Consider the following 22914-nt stretch of genomic DNA (forward strand, 5'->3'; position numbering starts at 1 on the left):
CGTATGCCTGACCGACGACAGACCAAAATGTCCGACGCGGAGAGCCCCGCTCAAGCCTCCCGTACTGTGTTACGCGCACATCAAGGGCTCCGAGAGACCAGCCAGCGAACCATTTCCCTCGGCCCGATGGCTCTATGCGCAACGGAGGTAAATTTGACGTCTAGTGCTGTCTAACAAAGAAGCAGACGACAACTCAGGCGAGCCATCTCCACGCAGCGCAAAACACGACTATCGTCGGCAGCGACCCGGACTCCAGAAAAATCACTCTCACCACGGGCGAAGGTCTTGCCGCCTTGACCTATGTGCCAATAGTTAATCCACGCCGCCGCGCGCCCAGCACTAGGATCGAACGAATAACTTCGACCGGCACGCGCCTGAACCACAGAACCCACCGGAGAGACACACCATGGCTTCGAAGAACGACCCGGAACGCGAGAGCGACTCAGACGCAGGACCGCACGGCGGCGTGCAGTCCGTGGACCGGGCGCTCGCGATCCTGGAAATCCTCGCGCGCACCGGGCACGCCGGCGTCAGCGAGATCGCCGAGGAGATCGGCATCCACAAGTCCACCGCCTCCCGGCTGCTCGGCTCGCTGGTGGCGCGGGACATCGTCCACCAGAACAGCGAGCGCGGGAAGTACCAGCTGGGCTTCGGCGTCCTGCGCCTCGCCAGCTCCATCCCCGGGCGCCTCAGCCTGGTCCGCGAGGCGCGCACCGTGCTCGAGGCCCTCGCGGACGAGCACAAGGAGACCGTCAACCTGGCGGTCCTGCGCTCCAACTACGCCGTCAACGTGGACCAGGCCATGGGCCCGTCCGTCCTGGCCACCTACGACTGGGTCGGCAGCCTGACCCCGCTGCACACCACGTCCAGCGGGAAGGTCCTGCTGGCCGCGCTGCCGGCCGAGGAGCGCGAGCGCATCCTGAAGGAGACCGGCCTCACCGCCCGCACGCCGAAGACGATCACCAACCGCAAGGAGCTCGAGCTCCAGCTGCTGGAGGTCGCCCACAACGGCTACGCCGTCAGCCGGGAGGAGTTCGAGATCGGGATCAACGCCGTCGCCGTCCCCATCTACAACCACGCGGGCAACACGATCGGCTCGATCAGCATCGCGGGACCGGCCTTCCGCTTCGAACCCGAGGAAAAGCCGGGCCTCGTCGAGTCGCTCAAGGCGGCCGGCCTGCAGATCAGCGCCAACATGGGCTACACCGGCCCGTAGCGCCTCAGGAGGCGCCCTCCCCCAGCCTCGCCCGCACCCAGTCGTGGAACGCGCCGATGTGGTGCTCGCTCGGGACCAGCACGCCGCCCTTCGCGTAGACCCGCGAGCCCATGGCCGGCTGGCAGCGCTCGCACGCGTCGAAGTCCTGCTGGTTGACCCGGTGGAACAGCTCCACGGACGCGGTGACGTCCTTGCCGCCCTCCACCACGCTGGGCAGGTACAGCCAGTCGCACTCCACGATCGTGTGGTCCACGGCCATGGGGAACATACGGTGGATGATCACGTGGTCCGGGACCAGGTTCACGAACACGGTGGGTTTGATGGTGATCGCGTAGTAGCGGCGGTCCTGGTCCTCGCCCACCCCGGGGATCGCCTCCATTCCCTCGGAGCCGTCGATCGTGAAGCCTTTGACGTCCTCGCCGAACTCCGCGCCGTGCCCCACGAAGTACTGCGCGGCCAGCCCGTCGGCGAACTCCGGCAGCACCTCGGTCAGCTCGGGGTGGATGGTGGCGCAGTGGTAGCACTCCATGAAGTTCTCGATGATGAGCTTCCAGTTGGCCTTCACGTCGTAGCGGATCCGCCGCCCCAGGCTGAGGTTGGCGACGTCGTACCCGTCGATCGCATGCACGTCGCCCAGGCGCTCCTCGATCGCGCCCATCACGTCGTCCTCGAACGACGGCGGCTCGTCCGCCAGGCACACCCACACGTACCCGAGGTACTCGCGGACGTGGACCTTGACCAGTCCGTACTCGTCCCGGTCGATGTCCGGCATCTTGGTCAGGTTCGGCGCAGCGATGAGCTTGCCCTCGAAGTCGTAGGTCCACGCGTGGTACGGGCACTGGAACGAGCGCGCCGCCTGCCCCCGCTCCTCCATGCACAGCTTCACGCCGCGGTGCCGGCAGATGTTGTAGAACGCGCGGACGCCGCCCTTGCGGGTGCGGCTGATCAGCACGCTCTCCCGGCCCACCTGCACGGTCCGCCAGGCCCCGGCCTTGTCCAGGTCCGCCGAGCGCACCGCGCAGAACCACATCTGTTCGAAGATGTGCTCCTGCTCGGCGCGGAACACGGACGCGTCCACGTAGGTGGCGCCGGGCAGGGTGGGGATCAGGCTGGGGGTGTTCACTTCAACAGGCAAGGTGTCCTCCTAGCTGGCCATCGCGGCTGGGATGGGATTCGTGCCCGGGCCGCGCACGCCGCGGACATGCCTGCCAGGGAGGCTCCGACGATTGCAGGCGTCCGCATGGGGCACCCTTCTTCCAATTGCTTCCTACGCAACAACGCTCGTAATAGACAACAGCGTGAGCCATGTCATACCCTCTGTCAATGGTCGTTTGCAGGCATGTGGCGTATTCAGGACGATCCTTGACAAGCCGTGTGCGCGGGAGCACTCTGTTGCATATTGCGACGACAGTTGATCCCTGCGGAACCGTGCCCGAACTGTCGCCCGCACATCCCGGAGGAAAAGAGGTAGCCCCATGCTCAAGGCATGCCCCCTGAGCCAGCTCGTCCCCGGGGACGCGCTGCGCCTCGACACCTCCCCGCCGATCGCGGTCTTCCACACCGAGGAGGGCGAGATCTTCGCCATCGACGACACCTGCACACACCAGGACGCGTCGCTGGCGGACGGCTATGTGGAGGGATGCGAGGTGGAGTGCCCGCTACACGCCTCCAAGTTCGACCTGCGCACCGGAAGCGTCGACTCGGCGCCGGCCAAGCTGCCGGTCCGCACGCACCGGGTGACCGTCGTGGACGGGGACATCATGATCACGGAGTCCGAGGAGGTCCCGAACCTCCCGCCTGGCGTCGGCATTGACGGCCGCATCTAGCAGCACCCCTCATCGAGCGAAGGACTTCCCATGGCAATTAACAGCGACATCGGCGTAGGCCAAGACCCGCACCCGCCGGGCCCCGAGGACTCCGTGCAGATCCTGCACGAGCTCCGCGCGGCGGAGACCGAGCAAAAGCGGCTCAGCCGCAACCGGCTTCCCCTCGGGCTGGACAGGACCGTCTTCGGCATCACCGGCGTGCTCGCCCTCGCGTTCGTGGCGTGGGGCCTGTTCGGCACCAAGAACCTGTCGACGACGTCGCAGACCGCCCTGGACTGGGTCATGGAGAACACCGGCTGGCTCTTTATGGTCCTGGCATCGCTCTTTGTGGTCTACGTGCTGTGGCTGGCGCTCGGGCGCTTCGGCGACATCCCGCTGGGGAAGGACGGCGAGAAGCCGGAGTTCCGGACGGTGTCCTGGATCGCCATGATGTTCGCGGCCGGCATGGGCATCGGGCTCATGTTCTACGGTGTCGCCGAGCCGCTCTTCCACTACATCTCCCCGCCGCCCGGAAGCGTGGACGGCCAGACGCCGGCCGCCATCCAGACCGCCATGGCCACCTCGATCTTCCACTGGACCCTCCACCCCTGGGCGATGTACGCCGTCGTCGGCATCGCCATGGCCTACGGAACCTACCGGCTGGGCCGCAAGCAGCTCATCTCCGCCGCCTTCACCTCCCTCTTCGGCACCAAGACGGTGGAGGGCCCGGTGGGCAAGTTCATCAACATCCTGGCCATCTTCGCCACGCTGTTCGGCACCGCCGCGTCACTGGGCCTCGGCGCCCTGCAGATCGGCAGCGGCCTGGCCTCCAACGGCTTCGTGGGCGAGCTCGGCACCCCCGTGCTGGTGGGCATCGTGGCGATCCTGACCGTCTGCTTCGTGGCCTCAGCCGTCTCCGGCATCCGCCGCGGCATCCAGTGGCTCTCCAACATCAACATGGTGCTGGCAGTGATCCTCGCGATCATCGTCTTCGTCGCCGGGCCCACCCTCTTCATCCTGAACCTCATCCCCGCCGCCGTCGGCGACTACGCCCGCGACCTCGCCGAGATGGCCTCGCGCACCGAGGCGGTCGGCGACGAGTCGCTGCGGGCCTGGCTGTCCGGCTGGACCATCTTCTACTGGGCCTGGTGGGTGTCCTGGACCCCGTTCGTCGGCATGTTCATCGCCCGCATCAGCCGCGGCCGCACCATCCGCCAGTTCGTCACGGGCGTCCTGCTGGTGCCCAGCCTGGTCAGCGTGATCTGGTTCGGCATCTTCGGCGGCAGCGCCATCAACATCCAGTCGGCCGCGGACCAGACGGCCGACCCGTCCGACGGCATCGCCACGATCGTCGACGGCGCGCCCTCCATCTCCTTCGACGGCGCCCTGTTCGACCTGCTCCGCAACCTGCCGCTCTCCACCGGGATCGCCGCCGCGGTCGCCGTCCTGGCCATGGTCCTCGTCGGCATCTTCTTCGTCACCGGCGCCGACTCGGCCTCCCTGGTCATGTCCTCGCTCAGCTCGAACGGCTCCATGGAACCCTCCCGCGGCCTGGTGATCTTCTGGGGCACGCTCACCGGGGCGGTGGCCGCGGTGATGCTGCTCGCCGGCGGCGACGAACCGTCAGAGGCCCTGTCCGGGCTGCAACGCATCACCATCGTCGCGGCCCTGCCCTTTGTGCTGGTCATGCTCCTGCTGTGCTTCGCGCTCACGCGGGACCTGCGCCGGGACCCGCTGTCGCTGCGCCGCCGCCTGGCCAACAACGTCGTCGAACGCGCCATCCGCAGCGGCGTGGACCAGCACGGCGGCGTCCAGTTCGAACTCGTCACGAAGCACGACTGCGACGAGAACTGTGCGGACGACGGGCGCTGCACCGCGTCCTCCGCGACCAACTCCGCACCGGCGTCGTCCGCACCGGCGCCGTCCCCCAGCGAACACCAGGAGAAGCATCCATGAGCCCTACCCCACGCGTTGTCATCATCGGCGCCGGCATCGTCGGCACGAACCTTGCGGACGAGCTGCTCGAACGGGGGTGGGACAACATCACCGTCGTCGAGCAGGGGCCGCTGGAGCTGGCCGGAGGCTCCACCTCCCACGCGCCGGGCCTGGTCTTCCAGACCAACGCGTCCAAGACCATGACGGAGTTCGCCTCCTACACGGTCAACAAGCTGCTCTCGCTGAGCGCCGACGGAGTCTCCTGCTTCAACCAGGTGGGCGGCCTCGAGCTGGCGACCACCGAGGCGCGGCTGCAGGACCTCAAGCGCAAGCTGGGCTACGCGACGTCGTGGGGCATCGAGGGCCGGATCATCGACCCGGACGAGTGCGAGAAGCACTACCCCCTGTTGAACACGGGCGCGCTCGCGAACGGCAACCGGGTGCTCGGCGGCCTGCACGTCCCGAGCGACGGCCTGGCCTCCGCCGCGCGCGCCGTGCAGCTGCTCATCCGGCGCACCCGCGAGGCGGGCGCGACGTACCTGGGCTCCACCCGGGTGACCGGGATCGCGCAGGCCGGGGGCCGGGTCACCGGCGTCGAGACGGACGACGGCGTGATCCCGGCGGACATCGTGGTGTCCTGCGCCGGGTTTTGGGGCCGCGAGCTGGGCAGGATGGTGGGCATGGAGGTGCCGCTCCTGCCACTCGCGCACCAGTACGCGACCACCGGCGCCCTGCCCGAGCAGGCCGGCCGCAACGACCTGCCCAACGGCGCCCGGCTGCCGATCCTGCGCTACCAGGACCGGGACCTGTACTTCCGCGAGCACGGCGAGAGGATCGGCATCGGCAGCTACGCCCACCGCCCCATGCCGGTGGACATCGGCTCGCTCCCGCGCGTGGACGCGGCGGAGATGTCCGCGCACCGGATGCCGTCCCGGCTGGACTTCACCCTCGAGGACTTCGCGCCCTCGTGGGAGGACAGCCAGGACCTGCTGCCGGCCCTGCGCGGCGCCACGATCGAGGACGGCTTCAACGGCATCTTCTCCTTCACGCCCGACGGCGGCCCGCTGATGGGCGAGGCCCCGGAACTCGGCGGCTTCTTCGTCGCCGAGGCGGTCTGGGTGACGCACTCCGCCGGCGTCGCGAAGGCCCTGGCCGAGCTGCTGGTGGACGGGCGGTCGCACACCGACCTGCACGGCTGCGAGATCACCCGCTTCGAAAAGGTCCAGACGTCCGACGCCTACGTCAGCGAGACCTCCCAGCAGAACTTCGTGGAGATCTACGACGTGCTGCACCCGCTGCAGCCGCGGACGTCGCCGCGGGACCTGCGGCTCAGCCCGTTCCACGCCCGCCAGAAGGAGCTCGGCGCGTTCTTCCTGGAGTCCGCCGGCTGGGAGCGCCCGCACTGGTTCGAGGCCAACCGGTCCCTGCTGGAGGAGCTGCCCGAGGAGTGGCGCGCGCCGGAGCGGGACGACTGGTCCGCCATGTTCCACTCACCCATCTCCGCGGCCGAGGCGTGGAAGACGCGCACCGCCGTCGCGCTCTACGACATGACGCCCCTGAAGCGCCTCGAGATCGGCGGGCCCGGCGCGCTGGGGCTGCTGCAGCGGCTCAGCGCCGGCAACGTCGCCAAGAAGCCCGGCGCCGTCACCTACTGCCTCTTGCTGGCGGACGACGGCGGGATCCGCAGCGACGTGACCGTGGCGCGGCTGGACGAGGAGCGCTTCCAGCTCGGAGTCAACAGCAACGTGGACCTCGAGTACTTCCGCACCGAGGCCGCGAGGCAGTCCGCGGCGGACCCCGCGCAGTGGGTGCACGTCGCGGACACCACGGGCGGGACCTGCTGCATCGGGCTCTGGGGCCCGCTGGCGCGCGAGGTCATCGGGAAGGTGAGCGACGACGACTACACCAACGACTCGCTGCGCTACTTCCGCGCCAAGGAGGTCCACATCGGAGGGATCCCGGTCACGGCCATGCGGCTCTCCTACGTCGGCGAGCTGGGCTGGGAGCTCTACACCTCGGCCGAGTACGGGCTGCGGCTGTGGGACCTCCTGTTCGAGGCCGGGCGGGAACACGGGATCGTCGCCGCCGGCCGCGGGGCGTTCAACAGCCTGCGGCTGGAGAAGGGCTACCGGCTGTGGGGCACGGACATGACGTCCGAGCACCACCCCTTCCAGGCGGGCCTGGGGTTCTCGATCGCCAAGGGCAAGGAGGACTTCGTGGGCGCCGAGGCGCTAGGGGCCCTGCGGGACGCGACGCCGGACAAGGTCCTGCGGTGCCTCACGGTCGACGACGGCACGTCCATGGTCCTGGGCAAGGAGCCCGTCTACGTCGACGGCGAGCCCGGCGGCTACGTGACCAGCGCGGCCTACGGCTACACGGTCCGGAAGCCGATCGCTTACGCGTGGCTGCCGGCGGGCGTGGGCGAGGGCGACTCGGTCTCCATCGAGTACTTCGGGGAGCGCGTGGCCGCGACGGTCAGCGCGGAGCCGCTGGTGGATCCGGGCATGGAGCGGCTGCGCGGCTGACGCGGACTGGACCGGTCGCCGCCCTGCGACGCCCGGCGCCCGGCGTCGGACAAGCGAGGGGGGCGGTGCCTGCGCACCGCCCCCCCTTCGCTTGCCCGCTGGCCGTCAGTACCCGGTGGCGGCTGCGGTGCCTTGCAGCAGGTTCCGGGTCCCGGAGACACCCAGCCGGGTGGCGCCGGCGGCGATCATCGCCAGCGCGGTCTCCCGGTCGCGGATACCGCCGGAGGCCTTGACGCCCAGGCGGCCGCCGACCGTCGCCGCCATCAGCTCCACCGCGTGGACGGAGGCCCCGCCGGCCGGGTGGAAGCCGGTGGAGGTCTTGACGAAGTCCGCGCCGGCGCGCTCGGAGGCCTCGCAGCAGGCGACGATTTCGGCGTCGTCCAGGGCGGCGGATTCGATGATGACCTTCAGCAGCGCCGGGGCCGGCGCCGCCGCCCGCACCGCGGCGATCTCCGCCTCGACGCCGGCGAAGTCGCCCGCCTTGGCCAGCCCCAGGTTGATGACCATGTCGATCTCGGCGGCACCCCGGGCGACCGACTCGGCGGCCTCCGCCGCCTTGACGGCGCTCGTGTGCTTCCCGGAGGGGAAGCCGCACACGGCCACCACCGGCAGCTTCGCCGGCACCGGAAGCATGGCCGGGGAGACGCACAGCGAGTACGCGCCGAGCGACTCCGCCTCCGCCGCGGCGGCCAGCACGTCCGCGCGGGTGGCGTCGGCGGTCAGCAGCGTGTGGTCGATCATGCCGGCCAGTTCGGGCCGGGTTTCGGTGTTCTCGCTCATGGTGTTTCCTGTCGTAGTGCCGGTCACTTGCATGTGGTGGTGTCGCCCAGGCCGATGAGGTAGTCGCAGAATTCCGGGACGTCGGCCTTCACGACGACGCGTCCCTGCAGCACCTGCTCGGGGTTGACGTCGTTGCCCGCGGCGACCTCCGAGGCGATCCGCACCACCTCCTGGCCCAGCGCGAACGGGGACTCGGCGTTGGTCGCGTACATCTGCCCGGTCTTGACCGCGGTCAGCGCGTCGGCGATGCCGTCGTTGCCGACGATCTGCACCTTGCCCACCAGGTTGCGGGACTTCACGGCGGCGACCGAGCCGAGGGCCATCTCGTCGTTGGCGGCGTAGATGCCGTCCAGGTTGGGGTTGGCCTGCAGGATGTTGTTGGTGACGTCCAGCGACTTGCCGCGGTCGAAGTTGGCGGTCTGCGTGGCGACGATCTTCACCCCGGGGCAGTCCTGCATGCCCTCGCGGAAGCCCTTGGAGCGGTCGCGGGCCACGGAGGTGCCCAGGATGCCCTGGACCTCGGCGACGTTGCCCGTCCCCCCGACGGCCTCGCACAGTGCCTTCGCGCCGTTCCTGCCGGCCTCGACGGCGTCGTAGCCGATGAAGGCGCGCAGCTGGCCCTTGTCTGGCATGCGGTCGAACGCGACCACGGGGACCTCGGCGGCGTTGGCCTGCTCGACGATCGACCCGCCGGATTCGCTGGAGGTCGGGTCCAGGATCAGGACGTCGGGCTGCTTCACCAGGGCCGTGGTGGCCTGGTTCAGCGCCGCGGTGTCGTCGTTGTTGGCGTTTTGCACGTCCAGCTCCATGCCGCCGGCCGCGGCCTGGGACTTGGCGCCGTCGGCGACCGAGACGAAGAAGGGGTTGTTCAGCGTGGAGATGACCAGGGTGGCGCTCTTGGTCTCGGAGGCCGTGGAGACCCCGCGGGACAGGATGCTGACGGTGGCGATGACCAGGATGGCCACCACCGCGATGGCCGGTAGTACGTACTTGCCGTTGGGCCGGTTGACGGTCCGGCCCGCGCGGCTGGACTTGAAGACCCGGGCCAGGGCGCCGGAGTTGCGGTCCAGGTAGACGGCGATCAGGATGACGAGGCCCTTGACCACGGACTGCAGGAACGGCGAGACGTTGAGCAGGTTCAGTCCGTTGTCGATGGTGGCCAGCAGGATGCCGCCGATGAAGGTGCCCACGATGGCGCCGCGTCCGCCGGCCAGCGAGGTGCCGCCGATGATCACGGCGGCGATCGCGGCGAGTTCCAGGCCGTTGCCGGCGGTGGGCTGCGCCGTGCCCAGGCGGGCGGTGAGGATAAAGCCGGCGATGGCGGCCAGCAGGCCGGAGATCATGAACGCGAGGATCTTCACCCGGTCCACGGAGATGCCGGACAGCCGGGCGGCCTCGGCGTTGTCGCCCGTGGCGTAGAGTTCGCGGCCGAACCTGGTCCGGGCCAGCACGTAGCCGGCGACGACCGCCACGACGAGCATGATCCAAATGGGGTTGGCGATGCCTAGGATCTTGCCCTGGCCCATGGCCAGGAACGCGTTGGAGGCGACGCCCACGGGGTTGCCCTGGGAGAGCTGAAGCGCCAGTCCGGAGAAGATGGACATGGTCGCCAGCGTGGCGATGAAGGAGGGCATGCGGGTCTTGGTGACCAGCAGCCCGTTGACCAGTCCGGCGCCGGCGCCGACGGCGAGGCCCACGGCGAGCCCGACCAGCGGCCCGTGCTCGCGCATGACCATGGCGGAGGACATGGCGGAGAAACCGAGCACCGCGCCGACCGAGAGGTCGATCTCGGCCAGGATGATGACGTAGGTCTGGCCGATCGCCAGCAGGGTGACCACCGCGGCGGTGATCAGGATGTTGAGCAGGTTGGTGGGCTGTTGGAACAGCGGGGTCGCGATGATCAGCCCGGTGGCCACGATGGCAAGCATCCAGACGGCACGGAGTTGGTCCGCGACTGCGGCAAATCGATTCATGAGGGGGTGCTCTCCAAGGCGTGTTCAAGGACGGATTGCTGGGTGAGCCCGGCGCCGGCGAGTTCGGCGACGGGGCGGCCGGCGCGCATAACGATCACGCGGTCCGACATTTCGACAAGTTCGGGCAGGTCGGAGGAGACCATGACCACGGCCATGCCCTCGGCGGCGGCGTTCTGGATGATCCGGTAGATCTCCGACTTGGCGCCGACGTCGACTCCGCGGGTCGGCTCGTCCATCAGCAGGACTTTGGGGTTGCCCAATAGCCAGCGGGCCAGCAGCACTTTCTGCTGGTTGCCGCCCGAGAGCGAGGAGACCGGCGCGTTGACGCTGGCGGTCTTCACGTTCAGCCGCCGGGAGATCTCCTGGCTGCGGGCGCGTTCCTTGGCGCGGTCGACGATTCCCGCCCGGCTGATCTCCCCCAGCGTTGCCAGGGACTGGTTGTGGGCGATGGACTGGGACAGCGCCAGGCCCTCGGCCTGGCGGTCCGGGGTCAGGTAGGCGATGGAGGCGGCGATGGCCGCCTTCGGGTTCTTGGCCCGGGCGTCCGCGCCGTCGATGGTGACGGTTCCGGTGGCCGGGTCCAGGCCGAAGAGGGAGCGCAGGATTTCGCTCTTGCCGCTGCCCATGACCCCGCCGATGCCCAGCACCTCGCCTGCGTGGACGGTGAAGTCCACGCCCTCGAAGGACCCGGGGCGGGAAAGGTCGGTGACCACCAGCCGCTCGGTGGCGGTGCCGTGGGCCTCCTTGGGGTAGAAGTCGTCGACCTGTTCGCCGACCATGGCCGCGACCACCTGCCTTTCGGTCAGGTCGGCGGGCTTGCCGCGCAGCGAGACCTGCCCGTCGCGCAGCACCACGATGTGGTCGGAGAGCGCGAAGACCTCCGGCAGGCGGTGGCTGATGTAGATGATCGCCACGCCCTCGGCCTTGAGCTTGTTGACCTGCTCGAAGAGCTGCTCCGACTCGCGCTGGTCCAGGGCGGCGGTGGGCTCGTCGAGGATCAGCACGCGGACCTTGTTGTGGATGGTCTTGGCGATCTGCACCATCTGCTGCTCGCCGATGCTCAGCGAGGAGACCGGCGCCCGGGTGTCCACGTCCAGCCCCACGCGCGCCAGGACCTCGGCGGCGGTGGCGTGCATGCGGTTCTTGCGCACGAGGAACGAGCCGAAGCTGGACTCGTGGTCGCGGGCGAAGAGGTTGGTGGCGACGTCCAGGTGCGGGAAGAGGTTCTGCTTGATCTCCTGGTAGATGACCTGGATGCCCTCGGACATGGCCTGCTGCGGGGCGGAGAAGCGGTGCTCGGTCCCGTCGATGAGGATCCGGCCCGAGTCCTGCTTGTGCGCCCCGGAGATGATGCTGGTCAGCGTGGACTTGCCAGCGCCGTTTTCCCCGACCAGGGAGATGATCTCGCCCGGCACGAGGCAGAGGCTGATGCCGCGCAGCACCTCGTTCTCGCCGAAGGACTTGTGGATGTCAACGATGTCTACGGACATGTCAGTACACCACCCCTGCCTGCAGGATGACGTTGGCGTAGGACGTGGTCTCCCCGGAGCGCACCGCCGCGCGGGCCCCCTTGCTGCGTTCCTTGAAGGCGGCGTGCGGGACCAGCTGCAGCGCGACGCCGAGCGCGTCCAGCCGGGCGGTCAGTTCGGCGAACATGTCCGGGCTGTGGGTCGCCAGCTCCTCGGCGGCGATGACTCCCTCGACCTCGAGCTCGTTGAGCACCACGTCGAGCACCTCCAGGAACCCGGGGGTCCCGGGCTTCAGTGCAAAGTCGACGCGCTCGACGCCGGCCGGGATGGGCAGCCCGGCGTCGGTGACGACGATCTCGTCGGTGTGTCCGGTCTCGGAGATGACCCGGCTCAGGGCCGGATTCAGTGTTCCGTTGTTTTTGCGCACGCTGGACGTCCTTGTCGTTGGTGGGGGTGCGTGGTGTGGTGGTGCTTTGGTGCGGTTTGCGGCTAGTTCTGGGCGGCGAGGAACGCCTCGACGGCGCCGCGGGTCGGGATGCTGGGGCTGGCCCCGGCAACGGTGACGGCCAGGGCGCCAGCCGCCATGGCAGTGGTCAGCGCGTCCTCCCAGTTCTCGCCGGCGGCGAGGCCGGAGCCCAGCGCCCCGGCGAACGCGTCCCCGGCGGCGGTGGTGTCGACGGCGGTGACCGGGAAGGCCGGATAGTGCTCCCAGGACCCGCCGCCCTGCACCACCACGGTGCCGGCGGCGGCGAGAGTCACGATGGCCCGGCCGACGCCGCGGGCGGTGAACCAGCGGCCGGCCTCGACCGCGGAGTCGATGTCCGTGACGGCGATGCCGGTGATCAGCCGGGCCTCGGTCTCGTTGGGGGTCACGATGTCCACGGAGGCCCAGAGCGTGTCGTCGAGCGGCTCGGCGGGGGCCGGTGCGGGATCCAGCACCACCGTCATGCCGGAGGCGTGGGCCAGCTTGGCGGCGGCGACGGCCGAGGCGTGCGGGATCTCGAGCTGGATGAGCGCCACGTCGCCGGGCCCGCCCAGCGGCCCGAGCGCGTCGCGCACCTGGTCCACGCCGAGCTTGGCGTTGGCCAGCGGGACCATCACGATGTCGTTCTCCGCCGAGGCGTCGACGCGGATGTGCGCGATCCCGGTGGGTCCGCCGACGCTGAGCACCGCGGAGGTGTCGATGTTCTCGGCGTTCAGCGAGTCGAGCACCAGGTCCCTGAAGGGGTCGTCCCCCACGCAGCCGATCATGTGCACGTTGCTCTGCGCGCGGGACGCGGCGATGGCCTGGTTGGCGCCCTTGCCTCCCAGCACCATGGAGAAGTCGTGGCCCAGGATGGTCTCCCCCGGCTTGGGCAGGCGGGTGGAGAACGTGGTCAGGTCGCACGTGATGCTGCCGACGACGACGACCTTGTGCTGGTGCGGGGTGGAAATGATCATGGCGATGCTGGGTCCTTTGCCTCTGGCGGTGGGGAATTCGTCTCGATGTGCGGTGCGCGCCTAGCCGGACGGCGGCGGTACGCCGGTGGACGCGCGGAGCGTCAATGCCACCGGCAGGATGCTCTTGGTGGCGGCGGCCCCGGGATCGGCGAAGCGGTGCAGCAGCCGCTCGCCGGCGGTCTGCCCCTCCAAGCCGGCGGGGCGGGAAATCACCGAGTGCGGCGGGTTGAGCAGCTCGGCCAGGGCGAAGTCGTCGAAGCTGAGCACCGAAAGTTCGCCGGGCATGTCGATGCCCGACTCGTTCAGGGCCTTGAGAGCGCCGTGGGCCATCAGGTTGTTGCCGATGAACAACGCGGTGGGGCGCGGAGATTCGGCGAGGAGTTCCCGGGTGGCGGTGAAGCCGAAGTCCTGGGTGAACCAGCCGATCTTGCGGAAGCGATCCGGGATGTCGATGCCCGCCTCGGCCGCCGCGGCGATGAACTCCTCGTGGCGGATCCGGCCCGGCAGGGAGGTCTGCGGGCCGCTGATGATGGCCAGCCGGGTGTGGCCCAGGGAGACCAGGTGCTCGGCGGCAAGCCGGGCGCCGGCCGCGTTGTCCACCACCACCACGTCGAACGCGGATTCCTCGTGGAGGACGCGGTCGACCAGAACCGTGGGAAGTCCGATGCGCTCCAGGGCCAACTTGGTCGCGGCCGATTCGATGGCGGGCACCAGCACAAAGGCGTCCACGGCGTCGCTGAGCCGGTTCAGCAGCTGGACCTCGGTGTCGGCGTCCTCGTTGCTGCTGGCCACGACCACCCGCATGCCGGCGGAGGCCAGGGTTTCCTCGAGCCCGTGCACGATCTCGGCGAAGTACGGGTTGGAGATGTCCGGGACGATGGCCGCCACGGTGTCGTGGCGCCCCAGGCGCAGCCCGCGGGCGGAGGTGTTCGGGCGGAAGTGCAGCTCGGTGATCGCCCGGTCGACCGCGGCGGCGGAGCGCACGCGCTGGCCGGCAAGATGGCGGGAGACGGTGGCGATCGAGACGCCGGCGGCACGTGCCACATCATGGATGTTCGCCACGGACGCGCCTCGCTTTCCCTGTCATCATTGACGGCCTTGCGGTTCGGGACGCCCTGGCTCGGAAGCCGGCGGCCGAAACTGTAAAGGTTTACAGTCATCAAGGATGAGGCAAGTCACACGTGCTGTCAACCGGTCGCCGGAGGAGACCTTGTCGCTAGGGGACCCTGTTCACCCGACGTGCACTATGCCGCGCCGATACTGGAGGGGGAGGAACTCTCCGAACAACAACGGGATATTGGCACGTCAATCCCGCATGGGCGAGCGCCTCGGGCGGCCGTGGCCGTCGGCGCGGGGCGCCGTCAGGCGTCGACCGGCGTCCCGTGGGCCACCAGCCACGGGCCCACGGCCCGCAGGCCGCCGACGCTGTCCCGCACGGGACCGTAGACGGTGAACTGCCCGTAGGGGCGCTGCTCGACAGCGAGGGCGGTGAAGTCGGCGTCGTCCGCCGTCGTCTCCGGGCCGTGCGCCAGCGCGAGGCCGCGCAGGGCCTTGTCCGGCACACCGCTGGCGGACGCCACGGCGATGCCCCCCACGGTCCATGCGTCGCCGAGCGCGGAGAAGAACGCCGGCCCGCGGACGATGTAGCGGCCGTGGTCGGTGCTCTGGAAGTAGGCGTGGAAGTTGGTGCCCTCGCGGAGGACCTTGCAGGCGGTCTTGAGCGCGGGCAGGTCTCGCTTGACGGTCCCCGCGAGCGCCCCGGCGTCCGCCGGAGCCTCGCTCGTGGCCAGGTCGATGTCCGGCGTGATCTCGCCGCCGAGGTAGGTGTCGACGAAGAACTTCTCGGAGACGACGTCGATGCCGTAGTCCCGCGCCTTGCGCGCCTTGGTGGAGTCGACGTCGGGGTCCCCCGCGACGAGCAGCGCCGTCTTCTTCGAGACGCCGGGCCCCACCACGAACCCGGCCTCCGTGGTGGCCTTCGCCAGGTCGTTCTTGTCGTTCAACTCGAGGGAGGTGAAAACGATCTGGTCGCCGGGCTGAAGTTCTGGTGCGCTCATGGTGGTCGATTCTATCGGGCCGCGGGCCTCACCAGGATGGCAGGACCGGCAGCGGTCCGTTGGCCTCGACGTGCCGGCCCTGCCCGCGGGCCAGCCATTCGAGGAGGCCCTCGCGGTCGGACGCGACGCGCAGGGCGCCGTCGCCGACCACCCACTCCTCGCCCTCCTCCGTGGCCAGGGTCATGCCCGGGGAGTCCTTCGCACGCATGGTGCGCACGGCGGCCTCGAGCGCGTCAAGCACCGAGTCCGGGTCCGCCTCACCAATGGTCCAGGCGGTGTCCAGATCCTGGTGGTGGACGACGACCTCGGCGATGCGCAGCGCCACGATGGACGTGGAGGGGAGCCGCTTGCCGGACAGGCCGACCTCCTCGACGGCGAGCTCCCCGGTGAGCCGCATGGACTGCTCGGCGAAGTACGCCGCGGACTCCCGGAAGGCCTCGATGAGCTCCTTGCGGGGCAGGGCCGCGAACGCGTTGATCTCCTCCGTGCGGGCCTGCGGCGACGCGTAGAGCTTCTCCTCTTGGCCGGACGTGGCCCAGTCGATCAGCTTGACCAGCGTTCGGCCGTTCGAGGCGAGGTGGGCGATGACGTGCGCCCGGCTCCACCCCTCGCAGAGGGAGGGAGCGGGCATTTCGTCGTCGGCCAGGGACTCGATCGTGGCCAGGAACATGTCGGTCTCGCGGCGGAGGCGGGACAGGTCCGAGTGCAGGCGGGCGGAGTTGTTCATGCTGCCACCATAACCACCGGCCGGCCCACGAAAGGCCCCGGAAGCCGATCCATATGGAGACGGTACCGACTTAGACGTTCCGCGTTCAGCCGGACCGGGACGGAGGATGCAGGCCGGCCGAGGGCTATTCCTGGGCTCCGGCCCAGCGCAGCACCCGCAGAGCGCGCAGCGTGTTCCAGCGGCTCGGCTCGCCCTCCGGCGCGTCGACGTCGAAGTAGACCTCGCCCGGCCACGTCACGCCGGCGAGCCAGCGGCCGTCGTCGTCGCGCCGCGCCCGCAGGACGTCGACGGCGGGCTGGAGGCGCCAATCGAACGGATCCCCGGCGTTGCGGAAGTGGTCCAGTGCCCGCAGCACGTCGTAGAACCAATAGGACGGGAAGGAGAAGTTCATATACCGGCCCTCCACCAGCTCGCCCGTCGAGAGCCGAAGGAACAGCGAGCGTTCGAGGAGGTACTCCTCGCCCCGCCGTCGTGCCCGCGTCACCTCTTCCGGAGCCTCGGGCACCGCGCGCTCGTACTCGAGCAGCCCCTCGACCACGCACAGGGTCGTGTCGAACGAGGAGCGTTTCGAGTCGGGCGCCTCGCAGTTCCACCCGCCGTCGTCCAGCTGTTCCTCCAAGAGCCGGGAGACGATGCGCGCGCTGCCCTCGCCGACATGGCCGAAGTAGGCGCCCTGGGCGAGGATCCCGCCGTTGATGCACGGCTCCACCTCGCCGTGGAAGTAGGGCAGGTCGTCCCAGTAGTGCCACGTGACGTTCGCGGCCACCTTGCCGGAGGCGTCGGCGACGGCGGGGTCCTTCGGGTCCGCGCCGAGCGCCCGCAGCAGGCCGAGCGTCCACATCACGCTGCGGCGGTCGCCGTCCTCGCCGTATTCGTCGTTGTTCCAGTAGCCGCGCTCGTCCTGGAGGGAGAGCAGTTTGCCGCCGTGCCCCTCCGCGGCGACGCGGGCCCGCTCCGCCTCGACGGCGGCCGGCGGTTCATCGAGAAGGTCGCGCATGACCTGCCAGCGGAGGGACGGATCGGAATCGAGCAACCAGTCGGTGATCTGCATTCCCCCATGCTGGCCGAACCCGCGCGACCGCGCCAGACGCGAGCCGATGCAATTGATGCATCTGGCTTCAAATCGTGCGATTGAGCATCGGCGAGCCGCGTCTGCCTGTCAGGCCGTTGGACCCATAGTGTTCGAATGGATGCACAGACTTTCGGCATGGAACTTTTACTCATCGTCATTGGCGGCATGATTACGGTAGCGATCGCTTACGCGACGTTTCGACTTGAACGGAGGCGGCAGGAAGTAGCGGGATTGCAGCTTCTACTCAATGCTGTTTCGCGCAAGCGTGCCCTCAGGATGGTGCAGAATCCTTCAGCGCGCCTCGTTTCTGATGACGATGCTGACTACGTGGCATGCTCCAAGTCGATACTCGATCTCAGGGATGTGATTCAGCAATCGCGAGCCAACGTTCGTTTGGAGTCAAAAGTCCATTCGCAACTGGATCTCATGACGAGGGCATGCAACGGGTATTTGACGGCTTCCAAGCAGGATCGCGGCAACTATACGACGTATCTGATGAGGCTACGCTCCGTGCTGGCGGAGCAATGCGAGAGCCTCACTGCCATTCACACGCGGCTTCGATATAGCGAGCCGGGAACGCTCGGACACTAGTCCGAGGGGACAGTGAACTCGATTCCTTGCCATCCGTAACTGGGGCGCCACAAATAGATCTGCCGAGGGGAACAATCCCCCACCCCGATTGGTTCTATGTTCAACTACCAAACGGGACGCGAGTCCCACCGAAGGAGCCAGCATGTCGATCATCGTCACCGGAGCCACGGGCCACCTGGGCCACCTCATCGTCGAATCCCTGCTCGCGCGCGGCGTCAAGCCCGCCGAGATCACCGCGACCGGACGCTCGGTCGATCGCCTCGCCGCCCTCGCGGAACGCGGCGTCCGCACCGCCGCCTTCGACTTCGACGCCCCGGCCGACGGCGTCGTCAACACCGGCGACACCCTGATGCTCGTCTCCGGCAGCGAGGTGGGCCAGCGCGCCCGCCAGCACGGCAACGTCGTCGAGGCGGCGAAGAGGGCCGGCGCCGCCCGGATCGTCTACACGAGCGTGCTGGACGCGACGGACTCCCCGCTGATCCTGGCGCCGGAGCACAAGGCCACCGAGGAGATCCTGGCCGCTTCGGGCCTGCCCGTCACCCTCCTGCGCAACGGCTGGTACACCGAAAACTACCGCCCCGCCTTCGACCAGGCCGCCGCCACCGGCGCCGTCCTGGGCAGCGCCGGACCGGGGCGCGTGTCCGCCGCGACCCGCGCCGACTACGCGGAGGCGGCCGCCGTCGTCCTCTCCACCGGGGGCCACGAGGGCAAGACCTACGAGCTCGCCGGCGACGAGGCGTTCACGCTGGCCGGGCTGGCCGGCGCGTTCGCCGAGGCCCTCGGCCGCGACGTCACCTACACCGACGTCGAGCCCGCCGCGCACCATGCCGCGCTCTCCGGCGCGGGGCTCGACGACGGAACGGCCGGCTTCCTCGTGGCGCTCGACGCGAACACGGCCGCCGACCTGCTGCTGTCGACGTCCACGGACCTCTCCACGCTGATCGGCCGCCCGACCACCCCGCTGGGCGACGCCGTCAAGGCCTGGGCCGCCGAGTCCAACTAGCACCGCTTCACGGTGTGGCCCGTCCCGGAATGCGGGGCGGGCCACAAGTGCGTCCGTGCCCGGACGTCCTGAAGCGGGGACCCGCCCGCGACGCCGTGTGACGACGCATGCCGTCCGCGCGGCGGCTCGTGACGCGGCGCAAAGGGCCGTGACCTCGTGTTGCACGGGTGTGGCCCGCGCGTTGGCGCTCCGGCTAGCCTGACGGAACAGGCCACCCAGGCCGGCCTCACCCGGCACACGCCCACCCGCCGCCACGGGAGAAACGAGCAGCGCATGTCCTCCACCTCCGTGTCCTCCGACGCGCGATCCACCGTCGAAGCCGTTGAGTCCGCCGTCAATACGGACGCCTTCGCCGACGAGTGGAGGCGGTGGCACGCCGAACGCGTCGCGGCCCTCACCGCGCCGCACGGTTTCCTGGCCGTCGTGGGGCTGTACTGGCTCGACGCGCGGCCCCGCGCCTTCCGCGGGACGCCCGGGCAGTGGTGGACGGAAAACGGCCTGGTCGCCGTCAAGCTCTCCCCCGGCGAGGAGCTGCTGCTGGACGGCGAACCGCTGACGGGCGTGCACGGCTTCGGCGCCATCGCGGAACGGGACGGCATCGACCTTGTCAGCGGGGACACCGTCGTCGAGGTCGCCAAGCGCGGCGGGAAGTACGTGGTCCGGCCGCGCAACCCGGGGAACTGGCTGCTGCGCACGTTCGCCGGGATCCCCGCCTACGCGCCGGACGCGGCGTGGCGGCTCCGTGGCACCTACCGCGCGTTCCCCGCGCCCCGGCCGACGACGGTCGGCGCCGCGGTCGAGGGCATCCAGCACGTGTACGAGGCGCCGGGCGAGATCGTGTTCGAGGTCGGCGGCGAGGAACACACCTTGACGGCCTTCAACGGCCCCCGGCCGGGGGCGCTTAACGTGCTCTTCACGGACGCCACCTCCGGCAGGACCACCTACGCCGCCAACCGGTCGCTCGGCGTCGCAGCGCCCGACGCCGACGGCGGCGTCGTCCTGGACTTCAACCGCGCCGTGAACCTGCCATGCGCGTTCACGGACTTCGCGACCTGCCCGCTACCACCGCGCGAGAACCGCCTGACGGTCGCCGTCGAGGCCGGCGAGAAGGTCCCCTACGAGCGCGCGTTCGACCGCGGCCGGGACCAGGCCATCGGCCGCTGAGGCCGGGCGCCGGCGTGCGCGGTCAGGACAGCACGTCCTTGGTCGCGAACCGCCCGAAGGCGAGCGCGCCGAACACCAGCACGTAGCCGGACTGCAGCAGCGCGTTTTCGCCGAGCGAGGACCACAGGATCGGCTCGCGGAGCATGTTCGCGAAGCCGAACCAGTGGTGGGTGAACAGCCACGGGTGGAGCCACTCCAGCTGCGGCAGCTGGCCGACGATCTGGGACGCGACGGACAGCACCGCCGTCGCGGCCATCGCGCCCACGGGCACGTCGGTCAGCGTGGAGATGAACAGCCCGATGGCGGACAGCCCCAGCAGCGACACCGTCACGTGCACGGCGATCAGCCCGATCCGCAGGAACGACTCGCCCATGCTCACGGTGTCTCCGGACAGGAGCGTGACCGGCCCGATCGGGAACAGCAGCAGCCCGATGCCGATGCCGAACAGGGCCACGGTCAGGGTCGCCGCCAGGCAGAAGACCGCTGCCCCGATGTACTTCACGAGCAGCAGCCGGGCGCGCGATGCCGGCGCGATGAGCAGGTAGCGCAGCGTCCCGTGCCCGGCCTCACCGGCGATGGTGTCCCCCGCGACCACGGACACCGTCAGCGGCAGGAACAGCGGGATGCACATGAACATGCCGATGATCGCGACGAACAGTCCGTTGCCCGCGACCCGGTCCAGGAACGCGGGCCCGCGGCCGCTCGGCGGCCCGGACGTGAGCCGCACGGCGAGCGCGATCAGGACGGGAACCGCGCCGAGCGCCAGGAGCATGGCCCACGTGCGGCGGCGGCGGAACACCATCCCGAGCTCGGAAATCAGCAGCGCGCCGCCGGCCCGGCCCCTGCCGGGCTCCGCCGGACGGGGCCTGGCCTCCCCGGTGCGCATGACCGCGGCCTGTGTCCTATTGGGCAAGATCGAACCCCTCCCCCGTCAGTGCGACGAAGCGCTCCTCGAGGCTGGGCCGCTCGACCGCGAACCCGCGCACCGGAACGCCCGCCGCGACCAGCTCGGCAACGATCGTCTCCGGCGCCAGGCCGCCCTCGGCCAGGGGCGCGCGGACGACGCCGTGGTTCGCCGCCGCCCCGCCAACCGCTCCGCCGACCTGGCCGTCCGGGCTCGGCTCCAAACCCAGCCTGACCAGCACGGCGCGCGCCCCGCCGTCGTCCGGGGTGGTGACGCTGACGTAGCCGACGCCGCCGGCGCGCAGCTCGGCGAGCGTGCCCTGGGCGACGCGGTTGCCGACGCTCATCACGGCCGCGTGCGTGCACATCTGCTCGATCTCGCTGAGCAGGTGGCTGGAGACGAAGACCGTGGTGCCCTGCCCGGCGAGGGAGGCGATGAGGTGGCGGACCTCGCGGGTGCCCTGGGGGTCCAGCCCGTTGGTGGGCTCGTCCAGCACCAGGAGTTCGTGGTCGGAGGCCAGCGCGTTGGCGATCCCGAGCCGCTGCTTCATGCCGAGCGAGTAGGCGTGGACGGCCAGGCGCGCGGCCTTGCCCAGCCCCACGGTCTCCAGCGCCCGGTCCACGCGCCGCCCGCGGGTGGCCGCGTCGGCCCGGCGGTCGGCGGCGTCGAGGCGCAGCAGGTTGGCGCGTCCCGAGAGGAACGGGTAGAACGCCGGCCCCTCCACGAGCGCGCCGACGCGCGGCAGGACGTCCATGGCGTTGTCCGGCATCGGCTGCCCGAGCACCCGGATGCTGCCGCTGGTGGGTGTGGCGAGGCCCAGCAGCATGCGGATGGTGGTGGTCTTGCCGGAGCCGTTGGGCCCCAGAAAACCGAAGACCGAGCCGTGCGGCACGGCCAGGTCCAGATTGTTGACCGCGTGGCGCCTGCCGAACTGCTTGCTCAGCCGCGTGGTTTCGATGGCGAGGTCCCCGTCCGGGGCCTCCGCGCTCACCCGGCGTCGGCCACGGCCTGCAGCCGCGACACGGGCACCGAGCCGGCGAACGCCCGGCCGTCGTCGGTGATCAGCACGTTGACCAGCGAGGTGTGGAGCAGCCGGCCGCCGTCGACCTCTTCCGACAGTTCGTCCAACATCGCGGACTCCGTCAGCTCCGCGGGCACCTGGTCGGCGGGAACCTGCACAACGGCGTCCCAACCGCGGCCGTCCAGCTCGCCCCTCGGCGCCTTACGGTCCCCGGACTCCGCCTGGTGGTCCTCCATCTTGGCCTTGCGGTCCTCGAGGTGACGGCGGATTTCCTCCTTGCTGGGGAGGTCCTTCTCCTCGACCGTGGCGCCGGCGGGCGCCTCGAAGCCGAAGAGCCCGGCGTCCGGCGCCTCGGGCGTGAACTCGGTGAACTCGACGGAGACCGCCGGCTCCTCCTGGTCAACGGCGGCGACGGTGACGGCCAGCGGGACGCCGGTCTCGGCGTCGACGCCGATGGTCACGTCCGCGACCAGCGTCTCGTCCGTCTTCGGCGTGAGCACCAGGTTGTAGACGTCGCGGCCGGCGACGGTGGAGCCCTCCTCGACCGTGACCTCGGTGGTGGGGTCCGCGTGCTCGAGGAAGCGGTCGGCGAGCTGTTCCGGCGTGGGAACGTCGGCGGTAGCCTGCTCCCGCCAGCTCTCTTTAACCTGCGACGGCGCGGCCGGCAGCGTGGCGTGGACGGCGGCGTTCTCCTCCGAGTCGTAGACCCACAGGCTGGTCCCGTTGAGGATGACGTTGCGCTCCTCCATCTCGTTGAGCACCTGCAGGCGCGCCTTGTCGTCCCCGTCGACGAACACGCGGGCCTCGTGGGAGCCGGAGAGCAGGTTGAGCATGCCGCCGAGGCGGGAGTCCGCCGTCTCGCCGTCCTGGTCCGCGCCGCCGCCCTCCGCCTGGTCCTCGGCTGCCGTCCCGGCGTCGTCCCCGCCGGATGGTCCCGCGTGCGGCGGGCCGAAGGAGGAGGCCGACCCGGCGTCGGGCAGTTCGGGGATGCCGAGGCTGGTGGACGTACGGAACCGGCCGGAGAAGGACTCGACGTCCGCGGCGGCGATCATCTCCAGGACCTGCTCGGCGGTCTTGGGCTCCAGGTCCGCCTGCGCGTTGGCGGAGATCGACGCCCCCAAGGCCAGCGCGGCGATGGTTGCGGGCACCACCGCGGCGGGCATCCACTTCTTCACAACAGGTTTCATGGCACTTCCCCGGTCAAAAGCTTGGTGGTTCCACGGTACGCCGAT

General features: G+C 69.9%; 20 protein-coding genes. 7 read left to right on the forward strand and 13 right to left on the reverse strand.

Features of this window, described 5'->3' with window-relative positions:
* The first annotated feature begins 406 nt into the window (after positions 1-406).
* A complete protein-coding gene (locus AC3ZJJ_RS11045; protein ID WP_489891871.1) occupies positions 407-1216 on the forward strand; it encodes an IclR family transcriptional regulator in 810 nt (269 codons plus the stop codon).
* Between the two features lie 4 nt (positions 1217-1220).
* Here AC3ZJJ_RS11045 and AC3ZJJ_RS11050 read toward each other — a convergent pair whose 3' ends face one another.
* Positions 1221-2339, reverse strand: coding sequence for an aromatic ring-hydroxylating oxygenase subunit alpha (locus tag AC3ZJJ_RS11050; protein ID WP_489891872.1), 1119 nt, complete (start codon positions 2337-2339; stop codon positions 1221-1223).
* A gap of 352 nt (positions 2340-2691) precedes the next feature.
* On the opposite strand from AC3ZJJ_RS11050, the gene AC3ZJJ_RS11055 reads away from it, so the two are divergent.
* The 3 genes from AC3ZJJ_RS11055 to AC3ZJJ_RS11065 are packed head-to-tail and all read left to right on the forward strand — an operon-like array spanning position 2692 to position 7481.
* Positions 2692-3042: a bifunctional 3-phenylpropionate/cinnamic acid dioxygenase ferredoxin subunit gene (locus tag AC3ZJJ_RS11055; protein WP_489891873.1), complete on the forward strand. Its 351-nt coding sequence runs from the start codon at positions 2692-2694 to the stop codon at positions 3040-3042.
* Positions 3043-3072: 30 nt separating this feature from the next.
* The gene (locus tag AC3ZJJ_RS11060) at positions 3073-4977 is read left to right on the forward strand and encodes a BCCT family transporter (RefSeq protein ID WP_489891874.1); all 1905 of its coding nucleotides are present in this window, start codon (positions 3073-3075) and stop codon (positions 4975-4977) included.
* Positions 4974-7481 carry a GcvT family protein gene (locus AC3ZJJ_RS11065; protein WP_489891875.1) on the forward strand — a complete coding sequence of 836 codons (2508 nt, stop codon included), beginning with the start codon at positions 4974-4976 and terminating at the stop codon, positions 7479-7481. The genes AC3ZJJ_RS11060 and AC3ZJJ_RS11065 overlap by 4 nt, the downstream gene beginning before the upstream one ends.
* 105 nt (positions 7482-7586) lie before the next feature.
* Here AC3ZJJ_RS11065 and deoC read toward each other — a convergent pair whose 3' ends face one another.
* From deoC to AC3ZJJ_RS11110, 9 genes are all read right to left on the reverse strand, one after another.
* Entirely contained in the window at positions 7587-8261 is a 675-nt protein-coding gene (gene deoC, locus AC3ZJJ_RS11070) for a deoxyribose-phosphate aldolase (RefSeq protein WP_489891876.1), read from the reverse strand.
* A 23-nt stretch (positions 8262-8284) separates the two neighbouring features.
* Positions 8285-10234: a substrate-binding domain-containing protein gene (locus AC3ZJJ_RS11075; RefSeq protein ID WP_489891877.1), complete on the reverse strand. Its 1950-nt coding sequence runs from the start codon at positions 10232-10234 to the stop codon at positions 8285-8287.
* Positions 10231-11724 (reverse strand): sugar ABC transporter ATP-binding protein, encoded by a 1494-nt coding sequence (locus AC3ZJJ_RS11080; protein WP_489891878.1) that lies wholly within the window; start codon positions 11722-11724, stop codon positions 10231-10233. Before AC3ZJJ_RS11080 ends, AC3ZJJ_RS11075 begins: the two co-directional genes overlap by 4 nt.
* Before the next feature lies 1 nt (position 11725).
* The gene (gene rbsD / locus AC3ZJJ_RS11085; RefSeq protein ID WP_489891879.1) at positions 11726-12130 is read right to left on the reverse strand and encodes a D-ribose pyranase; all 405 of its coding nucleotides are present in this window, start codon (positions 12128-12130) and stop codon (positions 11726-11728) included.
* Positions 12131-12192: 62 nt separating this feature from the next.
* Positions 12193-13143 (reverse strand): ribokinase, encoded by a 951-nt coding sequence (locus tag AC3ZJJ_RS11090; RefSeq protein WP_489891880.1) that lies wholly within the window; start codon positions 13141-13143, stop codon positions 12193-12195.
* Positions 13144-13203: 60 nt separating this feature from the next.
* The gene (locus tag AC3ZJJ_RS11095) at positions 13204-14205 is read right to left on the reverse strand and encodes a LacI family DNA-binding transcriptional regulator (protein WP_489891881.1); all 1002 of its coding nucleotides are present in this window, start codon (positions 14203-14205) and stop codon (positions 13204-13206) included.
* A 299-nt stretch (positions 14206-14504) separates the two neighbouring features.
* Positions 14505-15200, reverse strand: coding sequence for a BRCT domain-containing protein (locus tag AC3ZJJ_RS11100; RefSeq protein ID WP_489891882.1), 696 nt, complete (start codon positions 15198-15200; stop codon positions 14505-14507).
* A gap of 28 nt (positions 15201-15228) precedes the next feature.
* Positions 15229-15927 carry a maleylpyruvate isomerase family mycothiol-dependent enzyme gene (locus tag AC3ZJJ_RS11105; protein ID WP_489891883.1) on the reverse strand — a complete coding sequence of 233 codons (699 nt, stop codon included), beginning with the start codon at positions 15925-15927 and terminating at the stop codon, positions 15229-15231.
* A gap of 124 nt (positions 15928-16051) precedes the next feature.
* The gene (locus AC3ZJJ_RS11110) at positions 16052-16978 is read right to left on the reverse strand and encodes a hypothetical protein (RefSeq protein WP_489891884.1); all 927 of its coding nucleotides are present in this window, start codon (positions 16976-16978) and stop codon (positions 16052-16054) included.
* 135 nt (positions 16979-17113) lie between these two features.
* On the opposite strand from AC3ZJJ_RS11110, the gene AC3ZJJ_RS11115 reads away from it, so the two are divergent.
* From AC3ZJJ_RS11115 to AC3ZJJ_RS11125, 3 genes are all read left to right on the forward strand, one after another.
* Positions 17114-17590: a DUF6650 family protein gene (locus tag AC3ZJJ_RS11115; RefSeq protein WP_489891885.1), complete on the forward strand. Its 477-nt coding sequence runs from the start codon at positions 17114-17116 to the stop codon at positions 17588-17590.
* Positions 17591-17732: 142 nt separating this feature from the next.
* Complete coding sequence (locus AC3ZJJ_RS11120) at positions 17733-18593, forward strand: SDR family oxidoreductase (RefSeq protein ID WP_489891886.1); 861 nt, start codon at positions 17733-17735, stop codon at positions 18591-18593.
* A gap of 273 nt (positions 18594-18866) precedes the next feature.
* Entirely contained in the window at positions 18867-19757 is an 891-nt protein-coding gene (locus tag AC3ZJJ_RS11125) for a DUF1684 domain-containing protein (protein ID WP_489891887.1), read from the forward strand.
* A 22-nt stretch (positions 19758-19779) separates the two neighbouring features.
* Here the strand turns inward: AC3ZJJ_RS11125 and AC3ZJJ_RS11130 are convergent, their stop codons facing one another.
* The 3 genes from AC3ZJJ_RS11130 to AC3ZJJ_RS11140 are packed head-to-tail and all read right to left on the reverse strand — an operon-like array spanning position 19780 to position 22869.
* Entirely contained in the window at positions 19780-20643 is an 864-nt protein-coding gene (locus AC3ZJJ_RS11130; RefSeq protein ID WP_489895805.1) for an ABC transporter permease, read from the reverse strand.
* A 16-nt stretch (positions 20644-20659) separates the two neighbouring features.
* A complete protein-coding gene (locus AC3ZJJ_RS11135) occupies positions 20660-21652 on the reverse strand; it encodes an ABC transporter ATP-binding protein (protein WP_489891888.1) in 993 nt (330 codons plus the stop codon).
* A complete protein-coding gene (locus AC3ZJJ_RS11140; RefSeq protein ID WP_489891889.1) occupies positions 21649-22869 on the reverse strand; it encodes a LolA family protein in 1221 nt (406 codons plus the stop codon). The genes AC3ZJJ_RS11135 and AC3ZJJ_RS11140 overlap by 4 nt, the downstream gene beginning before the upstream one ends.
* Positions 22870-22914 lie beyond the last annotated feature (45 nt).

It is taken from the genome of Arthrobacter sp. AOP29-A2-19 (genome assembly GCF_058138025.1).

What these genes read in the sequence shown, in the direction of transcription:
- AC3ZJJ_RS11130 (WP_489895805.1), bottom strand. Translation starts at nt 20,643, where the DNA reads ATGCGCACCGGGGAGGCCAGGCCCCGTCCGGCGGAGCCCGGCAGGGGC.
- AC3ZJJ_RS11065 (WP_489891875.1), top strand. Translation starts at nt 4,974, where the DNA reads ATGAGCCCTACCCCACGCGTTGTCATCATCGGCGCCGGCATCGTCGGC.
- AC3ZJJ_RS11080 (WP_489891878.1), bottom strand. Translation starts at nt 11,724, where the DNA reads ATGTCCGTAGACATCGTTGACATCCACAAGTCCTTCGGCGAGAACGAG.
- AC3ZJJ_RS11110 (WP_489891884.1), bottom strand. Translation starts at nt 16,978, where the DNA reads ATGCAGATCACCGACTGGTTGCTCGATTCCGATCCGTCCCTCCGCTGG.
- deoC (WP_489891876.1), bottom strand. Translation starts at nt 8,261, where the DNA reads ATGAGCGAGAACACCGAAACCCGGCCCGAACTGGCCGGCATGATCGAC.
- AC3ZJJ_RS11140 (WP_489891889.1), bottom strand. Translation starts at nt 22,869, where the DNA reads ATGAAACCTGTTGTGAAGAAGTGGATGCCCGCCGCGGTGGTGCCCGCA.
- AC3ZJJ_RS11060 (WP_489891874.1), top strand. Translation starts at nt 3,073, where the DNA reads ATGGCAATTAACAGCGACATCGGCGTAGGCCAAGACCCGCACCCGCCG.
- AC3ZJJ_RS11090 (WP_489891880.1), bottom strand. Translation starts at nt 13,143, where the DNA reads ATGATCATTTCCACCCCGCACCAGCACAAGGTCGTCGTCGTCGGCAGC.
- AC3ZJJ_RS11055 (WP_489891873.1), top strand. Translation starts at nt 2,692, where the DNA reads ATGCTCAAGGCATGCCCCCTGAGCCAGCTCGTCCCCGGGGACGCGCTG.
- AC3ZJJ_RS11045 (WP_489891871.1), top strand. Translation starts at nt 407, where the DNA reads ATGGCTTCGAAGAACGACCCGGAACGCGAGAGCGACTCAGACGCAGGA.
- AC3ZJJ_RS11120 (WP_489891886.1), top strand. Translation starts at nt 17,733, where the DNA reads ATGTCGATCATCGTCACCGGAGCCACGGGCCACCTGGGCCACCTCATC.
- AC3ZJJ_RS11125 (WP_489891887.1), top strand. Translation starts at nt 18,867, where the DNA reads ATGTCCTCCACCTCCGTGTCCTCCGACGCGCGATCCACCGTCGAAGCC.
- AC3ZJJ_RS11075 (WP_489891877.1), bottom strand. Translation starts at nt 10,234, where the DNA reads ATGAATCGATTTGCCGCAGTCGCGGACCAACTCCGTGCCGTCTGGATG.
- AC3ZJJ_RS11105 (WP_489891883.1), bottom strand. Translation starts at nt 15,927, where the DNA reads ATGAACAACTCCGCCCGCCTGCACTCGGACCTGTCCCGCCTCCGCCGC.
- AC3ZJJ_RS11115 (WP_489891885.1), top strand. Translation starts at nt 17,114, where the DNA reads ATGGATGCACAGACTTTCGGCATGGAACTTTTACTCATCGTCATTGGC.
- AC3ZJJ_RS11100 (WP_489891882.1), bottom strand. Translation starts at nt 15,200, where the DNA reads ATGAGCGCACCAGAACTTCAGCCCGGCGACCAGATCGTTTTCACCTCC.